General features: G+C 50.1%; 20 protein-coding genes and 1 pseudogene. 5 read left to right on the top strand and 16 right to left on the bottom strand.

The window, feature by feature from the left end; genetic code table 11:
* Position 1: 1 nt before the first annotated feature.
* The 12 genes from rplC to LOZ86_RS03190 form a co-directional block, all read right to left on the bottom strand.
* The gene (rplC, locus tag LOZ86_RS03245; protein ID WP_039487899.1) at positions 2-631 is read right to left on the bottom strand and encodes a 50S ribosomal protein L3; all 630 of its coding nucleotides are present in this window, start codon (positions 629-631) and stop codon (positions 2-4) included.
* Positions 632-663: 32 nt separating this feature from the next.
* Positions 664-975, bottom strand: a complete 312-nt coding sequence (gene rpsJ / locus LOZ86_RS03240) for a 30S ribosomal protein S10 (protein ID WP_001181005.1) — start codon at positions 973-975, stop codon at positions 664-666.
* 303 nt (positions 976-1,278) lie between these two features.
* Positions 1,279-1,752: a bacterioferritin gene (gene bfr / locus LOZ86_RS03235; protein WP_010286186.1), complete on the bottom strand. Its 474-nt coding sequence runs from the start codon at positions 1,750-1,752 to the stop codon at positions 1,279-1,281.
* A 72-nt stretch (positions 1,753-1,824) separates the two neighbouring features.
* Complete coding sequence (bfd, locus tag LOZ86_RS03230; protein WP_072012467.1) at positions 1,825-2,019, bottom strand: bacterioferritin-associated ferredoxin; 195 nt, start codon at positions 2,017-2,019, stop codon at positions 1,825-1,827.
* A gap of 204 nt (positions 2,020-2,223) precedes the next feature.
* A complete protein-coding gene (gene tuf, locus LOZ86_RS03225; RefSeq protein ID WP_039512662.1) occupies positions 2,224-3,408 on the bottom strand; it encodes an elongation factor Tu in 1,185 nt (394 codons plus the stop codon).
* Positions 3,409-3,477: 69 nt separating this feature from the next.
* Positions 3,478-5,592, bottom strand: a complete 2,115-nt coding sequence (gene fusA, locus LOZ86_RS03220; protein ID WP_039484528.1) for an elongation factor G — start codon at positions 5,590-5,592, stop codon at positions 3,478-3,480.
* Positions 5,593-5,688: 96 nt separating this feature from the next.
* Complete coding sequence (gene rpsG, locus LOZ86_RS03215) at positions 5,689-6,159, bottom strand: 30S ribosomal protein S7 (RefSeq protein ID WP_009111198.1); 471 nt, start codon at positions 6,157-6,159, stop codon at positions 5,689-5,691.
* A 96-nt stretch (positions 6,160-6,255) separates the two neighbouring features.
* Positions 6,256-6,630 (bottom strand): 30S ribosomal protein S12, encoded by a 375-nt coding sequence (gene rpsL, locus LOZ86_RS03210; RefSeq protein ID WP_005969567.1) that lies wholly within the window; start codon positions 6,628-6,630, stop codon positions 6,256-6,258.
* 131 nt (positions 6,631-6,761) lie between these two features.
* Positions 6,762-7,049 (bottom strand): sulfurtransferase complex subunit TusB, encoded by a 288-nt coding sequence (tusB, locus tag LOZ86_RS03205; RefSeq protein ID WP_039484533.1) that lies wholly within the window; start codon positions 7,047-7,049, stop codon positions 6,762-6,764.
* A gap of 20 nt (positions 7,050-7,069) precedes the next feature.
* Positions 7,070-7,429: a sulfurtransferase complex subunit TusC gene (gene tusC, locus LOZ86_RS03200; protein ID WP_039484535.1), complete on the bottom strand. Its 360-nt coding sequence runs from the start codon at positions 7,427-7,429 to the stop codon at positions 7,070-7,072.
* Positions 7,430-7,438: 9 nt separating this feature from the next.
* Positions 7,439-7,828, bottom strand: coding sequence for a sulfurtransferase complex subunit TusD (tusD, locus tag LOZ86_RS03195; protein ID WP_039484536.1), 390 nt, complete (start codon positions 7,826-7,828; stop codon positions 7,439-7,441).
* The gene (locus tag LOZ86_RS03190; RefSeq protein ID WP_039484791.1) at positions 7,828-8,550 is read right to left on the bottom strand and encodes a helix-turn-helix transcriptional regulator; all 723 of its coding nucleotides are present in this window, start codon (positions 8,548-8,550) and stop codon (positions 7,828-7,830) included. Before LOZ86_RS03190 ends, tusD begins: the two co-directional genes overlap by 1 nt.
* Positions 8,551-8,921: 371 nt before the next feature.
* On the opposite strand from LOZ86_RS03190, the gene eptA reads away from it, so the two are divergent.
* The 3 genes from eptA to pmrB are packed head-to-tail and all read left to right on the top strand — an operon-like array spanning position 8,922 to position 12,324.
* Positions 8,922-10,568, top strand: a complete 1,647-nt coding sequence (gene eptA / locus LOZ86_RS03185) for a phosphoethanolamine transferase EptA (RefSeq protein WP_039484537.1) — start codon at positions 8,922-8,924, stop codon at positions 10,566-10,568.
* Positions 10,565-11,233: a two-component system response regulator PmrA gene (gene pmrA, locus LOZ86_RS03180; protein ID WP_039484538.1), complete on the top strand. Its 669-nt coding sequence runs from the start codon at positions 10,565-10,567 to the stop codon at positions 11,231-11,233. The genes eptA and pmrA overlap by 4 nt, the downstream gene beginning before the upstream one ends.
* Positions 11,230-12,324 (top strand): two-component system sensor histidine kinase PmrB, encoded by a 1,095-nt coding sequence (gene pmrB, locus LOZ86_RS03175; protein WP_230242839.1) that lies wholly within the window; start codon positions 11,230-11,232, stop codon positions 12,322-12,324. Before pmrA ends, pmrB begins: the two co-directional genes overlap by 4 nt.
* A 112-nt stretch (positions 12,325-12,436) precedes the next feature.
* Here pmrB and LOZ86_RS21465 read toward each other — a convergent pair.
* A pseudogene (locus LOZ86_RS21465) lies at positions 12,437-12,634 on the bottom strand (YggS family pyridoxal phosphate-dependent enzyme); the annotation flags it as partial.
* A gap of 224 nt (positions 12,635-12,858) precedes the next feature.
* Between LOZ86_RS21465 and pdxR the strand changes: the two are divergent.
* Positions 12,859-14,352 carry a MocR-like pyridoxine biosynthesis transcription factor PdxR gene (gene pdxR / locus LOZ86_RS03165; protein WP_039484541.1) on the top strand — a complete coding sequence of 498 codons (1,494 nt, stop codon included), beginning with the start codon at positions 12,859-12,861 and terminating at the stop codon, positions 14,350-14,352.
* A gap of 138 nt (positions 14,353-14,490) precedes the next feature.
* Here the strand turns inward: pdxR and fkpA are convergent, their stop codons facing one another.
* The gene (gene fkpA, locus LOZ86_RS03160) at positions 14,491-15,309 is read right to left on the bottom strand and encodes an FKBP-type peptidyl-prolyl cis-trans isomerase (protein ID WP_039484793.1); all 819 of its coding nucleotides are present in this window, start codon (positions 15,307-15,309) and stop codon (positions 14,491-14,493) included.
* A 282-nt stretch (positions 15,310-15,591) separates the two neighbouring features.
* On the opposite strand from fkpA, the gene LOZ86_RS03155 reads away from it, so the two are divergent.
* Positions 15,592-15,810: a protein SlyX gene (locus tag LOZ86_RS03155; RefSeq protein ID WP_010297012.1), complete on the top strand. Its 219-nt coding sequence runs from the start codon at positions 15,592-15,594 to the stop codon at positions 15,808-15,810.
* A gap of 119 nt (positions 15,811-15,929) precedes the next feature.
* Here LOZ86_RS03155 and slyD read toward each other — a convergent pair whose 3' ends face one another.
* Both slyD and LOZ86_RS03145 read right to left on the bottom strand, forming a co-directional pair.
* Entirely contained in the window at positions 15,930-16,511 is a 582-nt protein-coding gene (slyD, locus tag LOZ86_RS03150) for a peptidylprolyl isomerase (protein WP_039484544.1), read from the bottom strand.
* Between the two features lie 120 nt (positions 16,512-16,631).
* Positions 16,632-16,826: a YheV family putative zinc ribbon protein gene (locus tag LOZ86_RS03145; RefSeq protein WP_039484546.1), complete on the bottom strand. Its 195-nt coding sequence runs from the start codon at positions 16,824-16,826 to the stop codon at positions 16,632-16,634.
* Between the last annotated feature and the right edge of the window lie 31 nt (positions 16,827-16,857).

The following is a 16,857-nucleotide window of genomic DNA, read 5'->3' as shown; positions in this document are numbered from 1 at the left end:
CTCACGCCTTCACAGCTGGTTTAACGATCAGGTCGCTACCGGTAGCTCCCGGAACAGCACCTTTAACCAGCAGCAGGTTGCGCTCAGCGTCAACACGCACTACGTCCAGGCTCTGAACGGTTACACGTTCGTTACCCAGCTGGCCTGCCATTTTCTTGCCTTTAAACACTTTGCCCGGAGTCTGGTTCTGACCGATAGAACCCGGAGCGCGGTGGGACAAGGAGTTACCGTGAGTAGCATCCTGAGTACGGAAATTCCAGCGCTTAACTGTGCCAGCAAAACCTTTACCTTTAGATGTGCCAGTAACGTCTACTTTTTTAACGTCTGCGAAAATTTCAACACTGATGCTCTGACCTACAGTGAACTCTTCGCCTTCAGAAAGACGGAATTCACGCAGAGTACGGCCAGCTTCTACGCCAGCTTTAGCAAAGTGACCTGCTTCTGGCTTAGTAACACGGTTTGCTTTTTTAGCACCAGTAGTTACTTGCACAGCGCGGTAACCGTCGTTAGCCAAGTCTTTAACCTGAGTTACGCGGTTTGCTTCAATTTCGATAACGGTTACGGGGATAGATACGCCATCTTCAGTGAAGATACGGGTCATGCCCACTTTTTTACCGACTAAACCAATCATTGTTTCAACCTCTCAATCGCTCAATGACCTGATTAACCCAGGCTGATCTGCACGTCTACACCAGCAGCCAGATCCAGACGCATCAGAGCATCAACGGTTTTCTCGGTTGGCTCAACGATGTCAACCAGACGCTTGTGAGTGCGAATCTCGTACTGATCGCGCGCATCTTTATTGACGTGCGGAGAAATCAGAACGGTAAAGCGCTCTTTGCGGGTCGGCAGCGGGATCGGTCCACGTACTTGCGCACCAGTGCGCTTAGCAGTCTCGACGATTTCCGCAGTTGATTGATCAATCAGACGATGATCAAACGCTTTCAGGCGGATACGGATTCTTTGGTTCTGCATGAGACCAGAGCTCCAATTATTTATAAACGTAAATGATTACTACTCACACCCATTTCGATTGATGGGGGAGTGTAATCGTCAGCACATAACCCCCATATCGGGAGTATTGTTTTGGACAATAAATGAATATTGACCTCCTGATTCAGATTGAATCAGGCTTACCTAGTTTCGGTAAGCTCGCGCATTATACGCAAATTGGCAGGGGAAGCAACAAGCGGGATGAAATGATTTTAAATCCGGCCGGACGATATGTACGACTCCAGCCGGAGGGGGGTGACAATACATAGCATCGTACCTGCTATGTTACTCAGCTTTTAGCTGAGCTTGGAGATAGTTTTGTATGCCAAGACGTGAAATCAAATCTAATTCTGTTTCCAGCCAGTCGATGTGCCCTTCTTCATCGGCAAGAATTTCTATCATTAAATCCCTACTGACGTAGTCATGCACCGAATCAGCATAAGCAATTGCTTCACGCAAATTCTTTGCGCCATCCAATTCAAGTTGAAGGTCAGAACGTAAAATCTCTTCGACATCCTCGCCAATATTTAACTTGCCCAAATCCTGTAGATTCGGGATGCCTTCAAGAAATAGGATTCGTTCGATGTAGCGATCAGCATGCTTCATTTCGTCAATAGACTCATGATATTCGTGATCGTTTAGACGGGTTAAGCCCCAGTTTTTAAACATTCGGGCATGAAGAAAATATTGGTTAATAGCTACCAGCTCGTTGCCCAATAACTTATTCAGGTGTGTGATGACTTTTTTATCGCCTTTCATGACATGATCCTCCGCTCCAGTTCTTAAAGTGTAGAACCGGTAAGCAGAGAGTCAAAAAAACGACCCTACATTTTATGCTACTTCATACATATCAGGAATTTTAACCTGCTCTTCCTCAAAAATGACACGCGCCTGACGAATACACTTACCGCAATCTGTCCCAATAGGAACGAGCTTGCGTAATTGTTGCATAGATTGAGGCTGGTGCTGACGAACAGCATTACGAATGACTTTGTCAGAAATTGCGTTACACAAACAAACATACATACCAGAATGACTCATTGTTATCGCGAGTGTCTTTCACACTACCTTTCAGGACACTGCAAACGGTATTTGAAACCGCTCCTAGCGATTTTTTAACCAACTGAGTTATTCTAAATAAGAATTATTTTTATTTCAATTTACATTTAATCATTAAGACGTAAAAAAAGGCACCGAAGTGCCTTTTTCATGCATTGAGTTTATCAGCGATTAAGCGATAACTTTAGCAACAACGCCCGCGCCTACTGTACGGCCGCCTTCACGGATTGCGAAACGCAAACCGTCATCCATCGCGATTGGGTGGATCAGGGTAACAACCATTTTGATGTTGTCGCCCGGCATCACCATCTCTACGCCTTCTGGCAGTTCGATGGTGCCCGTTACGTCAGTCGTACGGAAGTAGAACTGAGGACGGTAGCCTTTGAAGAACGGAGTATGACGGCCGCCTTCATCTTTGCTCAGGATATACACTTCTGATTCGAACTGAGTATGCGGCTTGATTGAACCCGGCTTAGCCAGTACCTGGCCACGCTCGATTTCTTCACGCTTGATACCACGCAGCAGAACACCAACGTTCTCGCCTGCACGACCTTCGTCCAGCAGTTTGCGGAACATTTCTACGCCAGTACAGGTAGATTTCGCCGTATCTTTGATACCAACGATTTCAACTTCTTCACCAACTTTAACGATACCGCGCTCTACACGACCGGTAACAACGGTACCACGACCGGAGATGGAGAATACGTCTTCGATTGGCAGCAGGAACGGCTTGTCAATCGCACGCTCTGGTTCTGGAATATAAGAATCCAGGTAGCCCGCTAGTTCGATGATTTTAGCTTCCCACTCAGCTTCGCCTTCCAGCGCTTTCAGAGCAGAGCCACGAACCACTGGGGTGTCATCGCCTGGGAAATCGTACTGAGACAGCAGCTCACGCACTTCCATCTCAACCAGTTCCAGCAGCTCTTCATCATCAACCATGTCACATTTGTTCAGGAACACGATGATGAAAGGAACGCCAACCTGACGACCCAGCAGGATGTGCTCACGGGTCTGAGGCATTGGGCCATCAGTCGCAGCAACAACCAGGATAGCGCCGTCCATCTGTGCAGCACCGGTGATCATGTTTTTCACATAGTCGGCGTGGCCTGGGCAGTCAACGTGCGCGTAGTGGCGAGCAGGGGTATCATATTCAACGTGAGAGGTGTTGATGGTGATACCACGTGCTTTTTCTTCTGGTGCGTTATCGATCTGATCGAATGCACGAGCAGAACCACCGTAGGTTTTAGCCAGAACGGTAGTGATTGCAGCAGTCAGCGTTGTTTTACCATGGTCAACGTGGCCGATAGTACCGACGTTAACGTGCGGTTTTGTACGTTCAAATTTTTCTTTAGACACGGCGATATTCCTTACTCAAATGCTCTCCCCCTATGGAGAGAGCACGGGATTTTGTTTTAACCCTGAGGCTTATTTGCCACGGGCTTCAATTACGGCCTGAGCAACGTTGTTAGGCGCATCATCGTACTTCAGGAATTCCATGGAGTAAGACGCACGGCCTTTGGTCAGAGAACGCAGTTGAGTTGCGTATCCGAACATTTCAGACAGCGGAACTTCAGCGTGAATCACAACGCCAGTAACGTTGGATTCTTGACCACGTAGCATACCACGACGACGGCTAAGGTCACCGATGACATCGCCAGTGTTCTCTTCCGGCGTTTCAACTTCAACCTTCATGATCGGCTCAAGCAGAACAGGTTTCGCTTTCTTAAAGCCATCTTTAAAGGCGATAGAAGCGGCCAGTTTAAACGCCAGCTCAGAGGAGTCAACGTCATGGTAAGAACCGAAGTGCAGACGCACGCCGAGATCCACAACTGGGTAACCAGCCAGTGGGCCTGCTTTCAGCTGTTCCTGAATGCCTTTATCAACGGCAGGGATGTATTCACCAGGAATTACACCACCTTTAATGTCGTTGGTGAACTCGTAACCTTTCGGATTTGAGCCCGGCTCCAGCGGGTACATGTCGATAACGACATGACCATACTGACCACGACCACCAGACTGCTTGGCGTGTTTACCTTCGATATCGGTAACTTTCGCACGAATCGCTTCACGATAAGCAACCTGTGGTTTACCCACGTTCGCTTCAACGTTGAATTCACGCTTCATACGGTCAACGATGATATCGAGGTGCAACTCACCCATACCAGCGATGATGGTCTGGTTAGATTCTTCGTCAGTCCATACGCGGAAAGACGGGTCTTCTTTAGCCAGACGGCCCAATGCCAGACCCATTTTTTCTTGGTCAGCTTTGGTTTTCGGTTCTACCGCGATGGAAATTACCGGTTCAGGGAATTCCATACGTTCCAAAATGATGACGTTGTCTGGATCACACAGAGTGTCACCCGTCGTTACATCTTTCAGACCGATAGCAGCAGCGATATCGCCCGCACGAACTTCTTTGATCTCTTCACGCTTGTTAGCGTGCATCTGAACGATACGACCAAAACGCTCACGTGCTGATTTAACTGGGTTCAGTACGGTATCACCGGAGTTAACCACACCAGAGTACACGCGGAAGAACGTCAGGTTACCAACAAACGGGTCGGTAGCAATTTTGAACGCCAGTGCAGCAAACGGCTCGTCATCACTTGCGTGACGCTCAGCCGGCGTGTCTTTACCGTCATCCAAAAGGCCATTGATCGCAGGTACGTCAACTGGGGATGGCAGGTAGTCAACTACCGCATCCAGCATCGCCTGAACACCTTTGTTCTTAAATGCAGAACCACAGGTTACCAGGATGATTTCGTTGTTCAGAACGCGCTGACGCAGAGCTTTTTTGATCTCTTCTTCAGTCAGTTCTTCACCACCCAGGTATTTCTCCATCAGCTCTTCAGAAGCTTCTGCTGCTGATTCGATCAGGTTTTGGTGCCACTCTTCAGCCAGTTCTTGCATATCAGCCGGGATATCTTCGTATTCGAAGGTCACGCCCTGATCGGCATCGTTCCAGTTGATGGCTTTCATTTTCACCAGGTCAACAATACCAGTGAAACCTTCTTCAGCACCAATTGCCAGCTGCAGCGGAACAGGGTTCGCGCCCAGACGAGCTTTGATCTGACCAACAACTTTCAGGAAATTCGCACCCATGCGGTCCATTTTGTTAACGAACGCAATGCGTGGAACTTTATATTTGTTTGCCTGACGCCATACGGTTTCAGACTGCGGCTGAACACCACCAACTGCGCAGTAAACCATTACCGCACCATCAAGTACACGCATAGAACGTTCTACTTCGATAGTGAAGTCAACGTGTCCTGGGGTATCGATGATGTTTACACGATGCGGTTCATACTGCTTAGCCATACCAGACCAGAATGCAGTAGTCGCTGCGGAAGTGATAGTAATACCACGCTCCTGCTCCTGCTCCATCCAGTCCATGGTAGCTGCGCCGTCATGAACTTCACCGATTTTATGGTTTACACCAGTGTAGAACAGAATACGTTCGGTAGTAGTGGTTTTACCGGCGTCGATGTGCGCACTGATACCAATGTTACGGTAGCGTGCGATGGGTGTTGTACGAGCCATTTGTATCCTCTGTTTACTAGGGCGTTCAATTTAGTTAACCCAAGCGGGTTGGCTATTTTTAGCGCCCGCTTGGTTAGCATGACTACAACGAAGGGATTACCAACGGTAGTGAGCGAACGCCTTGTTAGCTTCGGCCATACGGTGAACGTCTTCACGTTTCTTAACAGCAGTACCTTTGTTCTCTGCTGCATCAGAAAGTTCGTTCGCCAGGCGCAGAGCCATAGATTTATCACCGCGTTTACGAGCAGCTTCTACGATCCAACGCATTGCCAGCGCATTACGACGAACCGGACGGACTTCTACTGGTACCTGATAAGTAGAACCACCAACGCGGCGCGACTTAACTTCGACAGTCGGGCGAACGTTGTCCAGAGCTACTTCAAAAGCTTCCAGATGATCTTTACCAGAACGCTGAGCCAGGGTCTCCAGCGCGGTATAGACGATTGCTTCAGCAGTAGATTTTTTACCATCTACCATCAGGATATTTACAAATTTGGCCAGCAGTTCTGATCCGAACTTAGGATCCGGCAGAATTTTACGTTGACCAATGACGCGACGACGTGGCATGGAAATACTCCGTTGTTAATTCAGGATTGTCCAAAACTCTACGAGTTTAGTTTGACATTTAAGTTAAAACGTTTGGCCTTACTTAACGAAGAACCATTAAGCCTTTGGCTTCTTCACGCCGTATTTGGAACGGGATTGCTTACGGTCTTTAACACCTGAGCAGTCCAGCGCGCCACGAACGGTGTGGTAACGCACACCTGGCAGGTCTTTAACACGACCGCCACGGATCAGGATCACGGAGTGCTCCTGCAGGTTATGACCTTCACCACCAATATAGGAGGTAACTTCAAAACCGTTGGTTAAACGAACACGACATACTTTACGCAGTGCGGAGTTCGGTTTTTTAGGGGTGGTAGTATATACACGGGTACATACGCCACGTTTCTGCGGGCATGCTTCCAGCGCCGGAACGTTGCTTTTAGCAGCCTTCAGGGAGCGTGGTTTGCGTACCAGCTGGTTAATCGTTGCCATTCAAAAAGCTCCTGGGTTTTGCTTCGTAAACACGTAATAAATCGCCTCATGTTTGCGCAAGGCAAAGTATGAGGACGCAGAATTTTAGGGCTGGCAGTGGAAGGAGTCAAGAAATATACAAAAATTCGGCGTTACCACGCGAGTTGCTGCGGGTGTTCCACTGTCAGTTGAACAAACTGATTATAGTCAATGAGCATCACATTGTTTGAAATTTGTTCAGCCATTCCTCTTGCCGCCGTATCAGGCTGGAGCGCGTAGAGAAGAACCGCTGAATCAAGAAGACGCTGAATAATATCTCCACCAGCTAGCGCAGCGATAATACCGTCTTGCAGTAAGACCAACGCATCACCCTGACCCAAACTGAGCAGAAGTGCATCCAGGTCAACGTGATAAGGAGAACGTGAGAGCGTATGTAGCATATAAAAGGAGAAATCCGTCGCTAGAATGAAAGGATGGAATGATAATCGGCCAACTTACTACGCCATGCTTGCGGCGCTAATAGCTCTACATCCAAAACCCAGTCTGTTTCTATACTCAACCCACGCTGGCGCACAGAAGTCTCGCACAGATAACAACATTCGATATCGTACAACGGCAGCACGCCAAACGTTGCGATGTAATTACGCATCAAAATCTTTTCCGGCTGTTGATGCGGCAGCAGTTGAAGTACGCCATCACCAACAAAAAATACGCCAATCTCTTCCGTCAGTGCTGACATCGCCAATAGCGCATCCAGCCCTTCTCGCCCGGAAGCACTCCCATGTGGAGAATGCGTAAAAACAAATGCGACTCGCTTCATAACGCTACCTTAAAACTGAATAACCCGATCGCAGGTCAGCACCGATTGCGCCAGTTCACCCAACCCGCTCAGAACAAAGCCGGGTTGCAGATTCGCGCCTGCAAGGTTGAGCTGAGTCGCTTGCTGTGCGTCGGTCACGCCCCGTCGCAGCGCCGCGGCAACACAGACATTCAGCACTACCTGATGCGCTGCACCCAACTGCTGCCAGGCGCGTACAAGATCAAACTCATCATTAGCGGGTGACGTCAGTTGGTTGGCATTTAGCACGCCTTCCCGATAGAAGAACACACTTTTCAGTTTGTGCCCTTCAGCTAACAGCGCCTGCGCAAACTGCAACGCGCTGCTTGCTTGCTGTGTGCCATAAGCCGGGCCAGTCACCAGCAAACAGTAACTCAGCATTAACGTTCGTGCCCGCTGAAGTCGCCGCTTTTGAATTGACGAATATAAAGGTAGACTGTGTGTTTGGAAATATTGAGACGTTCGGCGACCTGGTTGATGGCGTCTTTAATATCAAAGATACCTTTCTCATACAGGCTCAGTACGATTTGGCGATTTTTCGCATTATTGGAGACGTTGCGATCCGCATTGACTTCCTCAATCGAAAATTCCAACGTTTGTGCCACGAGATCATCAACGGATGACGCAAAGTTAACTGCAGAGGCGACATCATGCGTTTCAGGTGGAATGAAGGTCTGCACAATCTGGGAGAAAGGCACATCCAAATTCATGTTGATACACAGTAGCCCAATCACGCGCTGATCGCGATTGCGAATGGCAATCGTCACTGACTTCATCAACACGCCGCTTTTTGCGCGAGTAAAATAGGCTTTCGACACGCTGCTATCTTCACCTGCCATATCATGCAGCATACGCAATGCAAGATCCGTAATCGGCGAGCCAATCTTCCTACCAGTATGTTCTCCATTGGCAATACGCACGGCAGAACATTTAAGATCCTCAAGCGAGTGCAACACAATCTCACAATGCTCGCCAATCAACATGGCCAAGCCATCAACCACCGCTTCATACGATTTCAGGATCTCATAGTCCGTTTGACTGAAAGGACGTTCATCCAGCAAATCAAGCTCATAAGATTCGCCAGATACAAGCGAATTAGACATGGCAGACACCACCCTCAACATCATTATCCCTTCAATAATTCGAGCTGCGTGACAAAACGTTAGCGTTTTGAACAACGCTCTGCGTTGACCCTTTAGGGCAAGGCCCATTTATGGCCTTGTAACGCGGCAACCGCGCAAATCCCCAGTAGCTTACTCAAGTAAGTGACTGAGGTGAGTAAGGGCGGCCAACGCACAAGCAGCTTGAAGTATGACGGGTCTATTTATTTTGTATTGACAAGGGGCATAGTCTAGCAAATGTCCACACTCGCGTCCCTGAATTTAACGGGCTACCTCTTAAGGTTGTATTAATTTACCCCCGCTAGAGTCAGCGTCTTCTTTCCTCTCCATCATGGAAATCACGAGAGACGTGTATGAAAAACCCAATACCGATGGGCAGACCACACGTGAGTAGCATCACGTTCGTGCTGATATTTTCTGCCTTTATTACTCTGGTCCAAAACATTGCCTACTACCGTCAGACACTGCAACTGCTGGACATGACAGACTGGGTTACTATCCCTTTCTTTCTCAGCATGCCCGTTGTGATTTTCGCGGTGCTGAATATCATTTTCACACTTCTGGCAGTCCCTTATCTGCGTAAGGCCGTTATTGTTCTCTTCCTGCTGACGGGTGCCGCTGCGCAATACTTTATGCTGAACTACGGCATTATCATTGACCGCACCATGATCCAGAATATTCTGGAGACAACAGCTGGTGAATCCTTTTCACTGCTTACGCCACAGCTTGTCGCCTGGGTATTCTTTATTGGCGTCATTCCTGCGGCGCTCGCCGTCTGGATAAAAATAAAGCCTGCCAAGCCAACAACGCTCTATATTGGCATGCGTTTTCTTAGCATCATTATTTCGTTATTCGCCATTTTATCTATCGCAGCATTCTTTTATAAAGATTACGCCTCGTTCATGCGTAATAACAAAGAGTTGGTAAAAGCGATTACGCCCAGCAATATTGTGGCGGCCAGCTTGTCCTACCATAAACATAGTGTGCTAGCTAATTTACCTCTGGAGCAAATTGGTCTGGATGCCCACAAAGCGGCCCTACCGTCCCCGACGGCAAAAAAGAATCTGGTTATTCTGGTCGTTGGTGAGACATCCCGGGCGCAAAACTTTTCGCTGGGCGGCTACGGGAAAGAAACGAATCCGCTGCAGGCAAAAGACAATGTGGTTTATTTTGAAAACACCTCATCGTGCGGTACCTCAACGGGCGTTTCCGTTCCCTGCATGTTTTCCAACATGCCGCGCCAAAGCTTTAATGGTGACGTAGCCAGCCATCAGGAAGGGCTGCTGGATATATTACAACGGGCAAAGGTTAACGTGCTCTGGCAGGAAAACGACGGCGGCTGCAAGGATGCCTGTACACGTGTGCCGACGGTTGATGTGACATCATTAAAGCTGCCGGGATTATGCACCAACGGCGAATGCCACGATGAAGCGTTATTCCACGGTGTAGAAGACTATATTAACAAGCTCGATAACGACGGAATTATCGTATTACATACGATAGGCAGCCACGGCCCGAGCTATTACCAGCGTTACCCTGACGCCTTTAAGAAATTTACGCCAACGTGCGATACCAATCAGATTCAGACCTGCACGCAGGAAGCGCTGACCAATACGTATGACAATACGGTCCTGTATGTCGATTTTGTTCTGGATAAAGCGATCAATTTACTGAAACAGCATCAGGATAAATTTAATACGTCGCTGGTTTATCTGTCAGACCACGGCGAATCGTTAGGGGAAAACGGCATCTACCTGCACAGCATGCCCTACTCAATTGCGCCGAAGCAGCAAACACACGTACCGATGTTGATGTGGTTATCAATAGGTTATCAGCAGCAACAAGGCATCCAGGATACCTGTCTGCGCCAGAATGCAAAACAGCTGGATTACTCGCAAGATAATCTTTTCCATACCATACTGGGGATGTTTACTATCGCCACGAAAGAATATCAGCCTCAACTTGATATCCTTCATCCGTGCAGGGACAAGGCAACATGAAATTATTGATTGTTGAAGACGATAAGCTGTTGCAGGAAGGATTATTATTGGCGTTGAGTCATGAAGGTTATGCCTGCGATTGTGCAGGCACAGCCAAAGAAGCAGACGCGCTCATCAGTAGCGCGCATTACAGTCTGGTTATTCTCGATCTTGGCTTACCGGATGAAGACGGGCTCACCCTGCTCTCACGCTGGCGTAAGAATCATTACCAGCATCCCGTACTCATCTTAACGGCGCGGGATAAGGTCAACGATCGCGTTAGCGGGCTGGATGTCGGCGCAGACGATTACCTTGCCAAGCCTTTCGCACTGACCGAATTACAGGCGCGCGTACGCGCCCTGATTCGCCGCAATCAGGGTTCAAGCAACAGCACAATACAGGTCGACAACATTACGTTGGATTTAAACAATCAACAGGTGTTACTGGACGACAAGCCAGTGGTGCTGACGCCAAAAGAGTTTGCGATCCTGTCCCGTCTGGTGTTGAAAGCCGGTTCTCAGGTACACCGCGAGGTTCTGCATCAGGATATCTACGCCTGGAACGATGACCCATCCTCTAACTCGTTGGAAGTGCATATCCATAATCTGCGTCACAAGATAGGGAAAGACCGCATCCGAACCCTGCGAGGTTTTGGCTATCTGCTGACTAAAGGCGAACAACCATGACGAACGATGCCGACACCGTCACCAGCATGCGCCGTCGTTTGGTGCTGGCACTGGGCGGCATCCTGCTCGTCTGTCAGATGATCAGCGTATTCTGGCTTTGGCACGAAAGCGAAGAGCAGATCAGCCTACTGGTTGATAAATCCCTGAGCGCCAGCGCCCAGAATATGCAGATCGATCAAGAGATCAATGAGGCGATTGCCTCGCTCAGTATCCCAAGTCTGGTGATGGTCATTCTGACATTGCTCATGTGCTTTCAGGCGGTCAGTTGGATCACTCGTCCGCTTTCCCGCCTACAGGAAGAATTGCAGGATCGCACGGCCGAAAACCTAGAACCGCTGCCACAGCAGAGTGACATTAAAGAAATCGCAGCTGTCACCCATACCATCAACCAACTTTTTCAACGTCTGGACGAAACGTTGAAACGCGACAGACAATTTACTGCGGATGTCGCTCATGAGTTACGCACTCCGCTATCCGGTATTCGACTGCACCTCGAACTGCACCAGCAGCAACATCAGATTGACTGTAGTTCGCTCATCAAACGCATTGATAAAATGGTGAAAACGGTGGAGCAGCTTTTGCTGCTTGCGCGTGTTGGGCAAGAGTTTTCAGCGGGCCATCACCAAAATGTCGAGTTCCTGAAAGACGTCATTTTTCCTATGCAGGATGAACTGGCCGAGATGCTGCAAAAACGCCAGCAGACGCTAAAGTGGATATTGCCACCAGAAGATATCACTCTGCGCGGCGATGCGACGTTGCTCCAACTACTGCTACGCAATCTGGTAGAAAACGCCTATCGCTATAGCCCGGAATCAAGTCAGATCACCGTGAGCATGAGCACGCCGCAACATATTGAACTACAGGTTGAGGATGAGGGGCTGGGAATCGATGAAAGCAAAGTCGGTGAATTGAGTAAGGCGTTTGTTCGCATGGATAGCCGCTATGGCGGCATCGGCCTCGGGCTAAGTATCGTGACGCGCATTGCTCAGTTGCACGATGGAAAATTTTTCCTCTGCAACCGGCCGCAACGTTCCGGTGCCCTCGCTCGCGTGGTGCTCACCGCCCCTGACAAATTCCTGGATGAGGCCTGAAGAGCAACGGGTCGAAGTCGGTAAGAGTAAGAGAAGCGTCATACATGGGCATCGTCCTATGCGTTAATCATGGAGTTTTTAACAATGTGATTCTGTAATGGCGCTATCAGCGTCAGTAGTAGCTATCCGGCAGAGGCCGTGCACCAAAGATCGCCTGCCCGACGCGCACCACGGTGGCACCTTCCTCAATCGCGATCTCAAAATCGCCGAACATCCCCATGGATAACTCATCCAGCTCGATAGCAGTAGGTGCGCTTTACTGCAATCGTTCGCGCAACTGGCGCAGTCGTATAAAGCACTGACGCACGCGTAGCTCAGAAAATGCGGGCCTGAACTGCCGCCAGATTGAGCTGGAAATCGTCAACCGTGGCAGCGTCGGGATAACAACCGTGCCTGTCGTGGCGAGTTTGTGTATTGGAGGATATCGACATCAGCGTCACTCCTGACGAAGAGGATGAATGGATTGTGAAACGTATTTATAGATTTAAAATAGCAGGATGTTCCCCACCATTTTCTTGATAAGAGGCAGACCAATTGTTCAAACATGCCCAGCTTGAATCGGTCAAAGCCTGGATTGGCGACCCCGCACAAGGTGCTTTGCCCTTACACGCTCGTATCCAGCGAGCGATTCGCCAGTTAATCCTCGATGGCGTTCTTGATGTGGGCAAGCCTTTACCCGCCTCACGCGCACTGTCTACATCACTGGGAGTGTCACGTGATACGGTCGAGTCGGCTTACAGCCAGCTGCATGCAGAAGGATTTATCGAACGTCGCGTCGGCAGCGGCAGTTTCGTGTCAGCGCGGGCAAAGCGTCTGCCGGGACGTGGTAAAGCCCGAAAAACGGGAGATAGCAAAGCAGAACTGCGCCTCAGTCAACGCGGCAGCGCTATGTTCCAGAATGGTGGCGTTCGCGACTTCATCATCCCGCGCGCGTTCGCGCCCGGCGTGCCGGAAACCCGCAGCTTTCCACTCCAGACATGGGAACGGCTAGAACGACAGGTGCTAAAAGAATATGGCACGCGGGCGCTGCTACACAGCCCGCCACAGGGCATGGAAGTGCTGAGACGTGCCATCGCAGATTATGTCAATCTCGAGCGGGGAGCCCGTGCTACGCCCGATCGCGTACTGGTGCTGACCAGTTCCCAACAAGCACTCACCCTGTGTGCGACGGTATTGCTGGATGCTGGCGATCCGATCTTCCTTGAAGATCCCGTGTACCACGGCGCCCGCAAGGCATTCGAAGCCGCCGGACTTGCCTGTGTACCGATCCCACTAGATGCCGATGGTTTGCAGATTGATCACCTGCTTGAGGCAAGCAACGCCCACAACGTGTCCGCTAAAGCGGTATTCCTGACACCCTCACACCAGTTCCCAACCGGTGCAACGCTGACGTTGGATCGACGGCTTGCCGTGATTGAATGGGCCCGGCAGAACCAGAGCTGGATTATTGAAGACGACTACGACAGCGAGTTCCACTATGCAGGTAAACCTACCGCCTGCGTGCAGGGGCTCGACCCGCACGATCGAACGATCTATATCGGCACCTTCACCAAATCACTGTTTCCCGGCCTGCGCATCGGATACATGGTACTGCCGCCACAGCTGGTTGCCCCCATGACGGTGGCCCGCACGCTGATGGATGGGCACAGCGCGCCCATTCCACAGCTCACGCTGGCGCGTTTTATAGAAGGAGGCCACTTCGGTGCCTATGTACGCACGATGCGCACCGTTTATGCGGAACGCCGTGATATGCTGGCACGGCTGGTGCGTCAGCATCTGGCTGACTTCGTGGAGCCACGAGTGCCAGCCGGAGGCATGCAGATGCCCTGTATCTTCATCCGTGACATCTCTGAACATGACGCGGTGGAATCCGCGCGTCGGGCCGGTATCGATCTGCTCGGGCTGACAGCACTATATGCGTCGGGCCAGCATAAAGCCGGTTTCCTCATGGGATTTGCTGCCCACGCACCGCATGAACTGGAAACGTCGGTCAAGACGTTGGCGAAGGTACTACGCGCGCTGTGCTGATGTTGGGTCGCGGGTGGTAGATGACAGATAGGTGCCGTCACGGTTAACGGGAAAAGGATTCAATCGCAGGGAAGTGATAGTGAAAAACAAAAAAACCGCAGGTCGAAGCCTGCGGTTATATCGCCATTATCGCGATGCTTATTTAGCCGCTTTCGCTTCGGCTGCTGGTTTTTCAGCTTTCGCATCATCCGCTGCTTTCAGGTCAGCTTCAGATTTAATGTCCAGCAGTTCAACGTCAAATACCAGCGTGGAGTTAGCCGGAATGCCAGGCACGCCGTTTTCGCCATAGGCCAGTGCTGGCGGGATAGCCAGCTTGATTTTGCCGCCTTTCTTAACGTGCTTCAGACCTTCAGTCCAACCTGGGATCACGCCGTCCAGACGGAAAGAAAGTGGCTCACCACGTTTGTAGGAGTTGTCGAACTCGCTACCGTCAACCAACGTACCTTTGTAGTTAACCACAACGGTATCGCTGTCTTTCGGCGCGTTGCCGCTACCTTCTTTCTCAACCTGATACAGAAGGCCAGATTCAGTTTTCTTCACGCCTTTTTCTTTAGCGAAGGACTCAAGATACTTGGTGCCTTTATCAGCGTTATCTTTCGCATCTTGCTTCATCTTGGCTTCAGCTGCGGCTTTCACTTTACCTTCAAAGCCTTGCAGCGTTTTCTCGATTTCTTCGTCAGTCAGCTTGCTCTTATCAGCAAAGGCATCCTGAACGCCAGCAATCAGCTGATCTTTATCCAGTTTTATACCTAATTTTTCTTGCTCTTTCAGAGAGTTATCCATGTAACGCCCTAAAGATGCACCTAACGCATAAGCCGCTGCCTGCTCATCGTTCTTGAATTTGGCTGCCGCAGTGGTGTCAGATGCCTGCGCTTTGTCTGCCGCCAGAGCCTGGCCTGCGTTCAGAGCCAGAGCCATCGTTGTTGCTAACAGCGTTACTTTAAACAGTGATTTCATCCATTTCTCCAGCATCTGGAGCGACGCGCTCCAGCCATCATTAAAATAAATTCGCGCCTACTATAACTGTGCGGACGAAGACAACACAACGACGCACGCGACAATCCTTTGATAAAAAACGTCAGGAAGCTTCTCTGACATCATTTGTGTCGTCCTAAGGCCTTCTGGCAACGATATGCCCCATTCCGGATAGTGCATTGCGCCCTACTGCGACCGTTTTTACTACCAGAAGTTTCCGCTTTCTGACAAACTCGCGGGTAACAAGAGGTAAGGGGAATACCGATGTCACCATCAGCACTTGAAGAACGACTCGAACAGTTGGAAAGCCGACAGGCTTTTCAGGAATTAACCATAGAAGAGCTTAACCAAACGGTTATTCAGCACGAGCGGGAAATTAGCCGCCTGCGTGAACATGTCCGTCTACTCACCGACCGACTACGCAGCCAGCAAACCTCACTCGTCGCATCACAGGCAGAAGAAACGCCGCCGCCGCATTACTGAGATTCGCGACCCGTTATGCTGGCGCTCGATACAGGCCAGATCCCGATCTAAAAGTAAATAAATAAAAAAACCTCAGGTGATCTTCATCAACCTGAGGTTTTTTTATGCGCTACAATATATTAGTGGCAGCCGCATCCACCGTTGCCGCCGCAGCCGCCTTTACCGTGCTGGTGGTCATGATCGTGGTCATGGCCGTGACCGCCACAGCAGCCGTCGCCATGTTCATGGTCGTGTTCACCGTGAACATGGCCGTGCTCCAGCTCTTCTTCCGTTGCTTCGCGGATAGCAATGACTTCAACATTGAAGCTCAGGTTTTGGCCTGCCAGCATGTGGTTGCCGTCGACAACAACGTGGTCGTCTTCCACTTCGGTAATTTCAACAGGTACTGGACCCTGATCGGTCTCAGCCAGGAAACGCATGCCAACTTGCAGCTCGTCAACGCCCATAAAGACATCTTTCGGTACGCGCTGAACCAGATTTTCATCATAGTTGCCGTAAGCGTCGTTGGAACCAATGTTCACATCAAACTTATCACCAGCCTCATGGCCTTCCAGCGCGCTTTCCAAACCAGAAATCAGGGAGCCGTAACCGTGCAAATAGTCCAACGGCGCGCTCACCGGAGACTCATCAACCAACACACCGTCTTCTGTACGTACTTGGTAGGCCAGGCTAACTACCAGACCTTTTGCTACTTTTTTCATGATATCTCCTACCGTTGGAAATCAAACTGGCGCAAATTGTAGCTGAAAAATGTCCCTATGTACCGTCTGGAATCAAAAAACGCCAACGGTTGGTGACAATACCACCACGGCACTCATCCCTCATTCTGGCCGGAAGATCCCGATGATATCGCTAGCCTGTGGGGCGGGTGCCGCCGTGGGTTCATCTGCCTGACTCTGGCGATATCCGCACTTCACGCACACCACAACCTCGATATCATCTTCTCGTCCAACGGCAAGTGTGTCCTGAGCCTGACACGTCGGGCACACGGCCCCTGCAATAAAGCGTTTACGCATGATAACTCCAATTCATCACCGTTCCAGCATC

Origin of the sequence: Pectobacterium parvum (assembly GCF_020971565.1) — a bacterium.
In the GTDB taxonomy this organism is placed as follows: Bacteria; Pseudomonadota; Gammaproteobacteria; order Enterobacterales; family Enterobacteriaceae; genus Pectobacterium; species Pectobacterium polare.
This window is presented reverse-complemented; position numbering and strand designations above follow the sequence as displayed.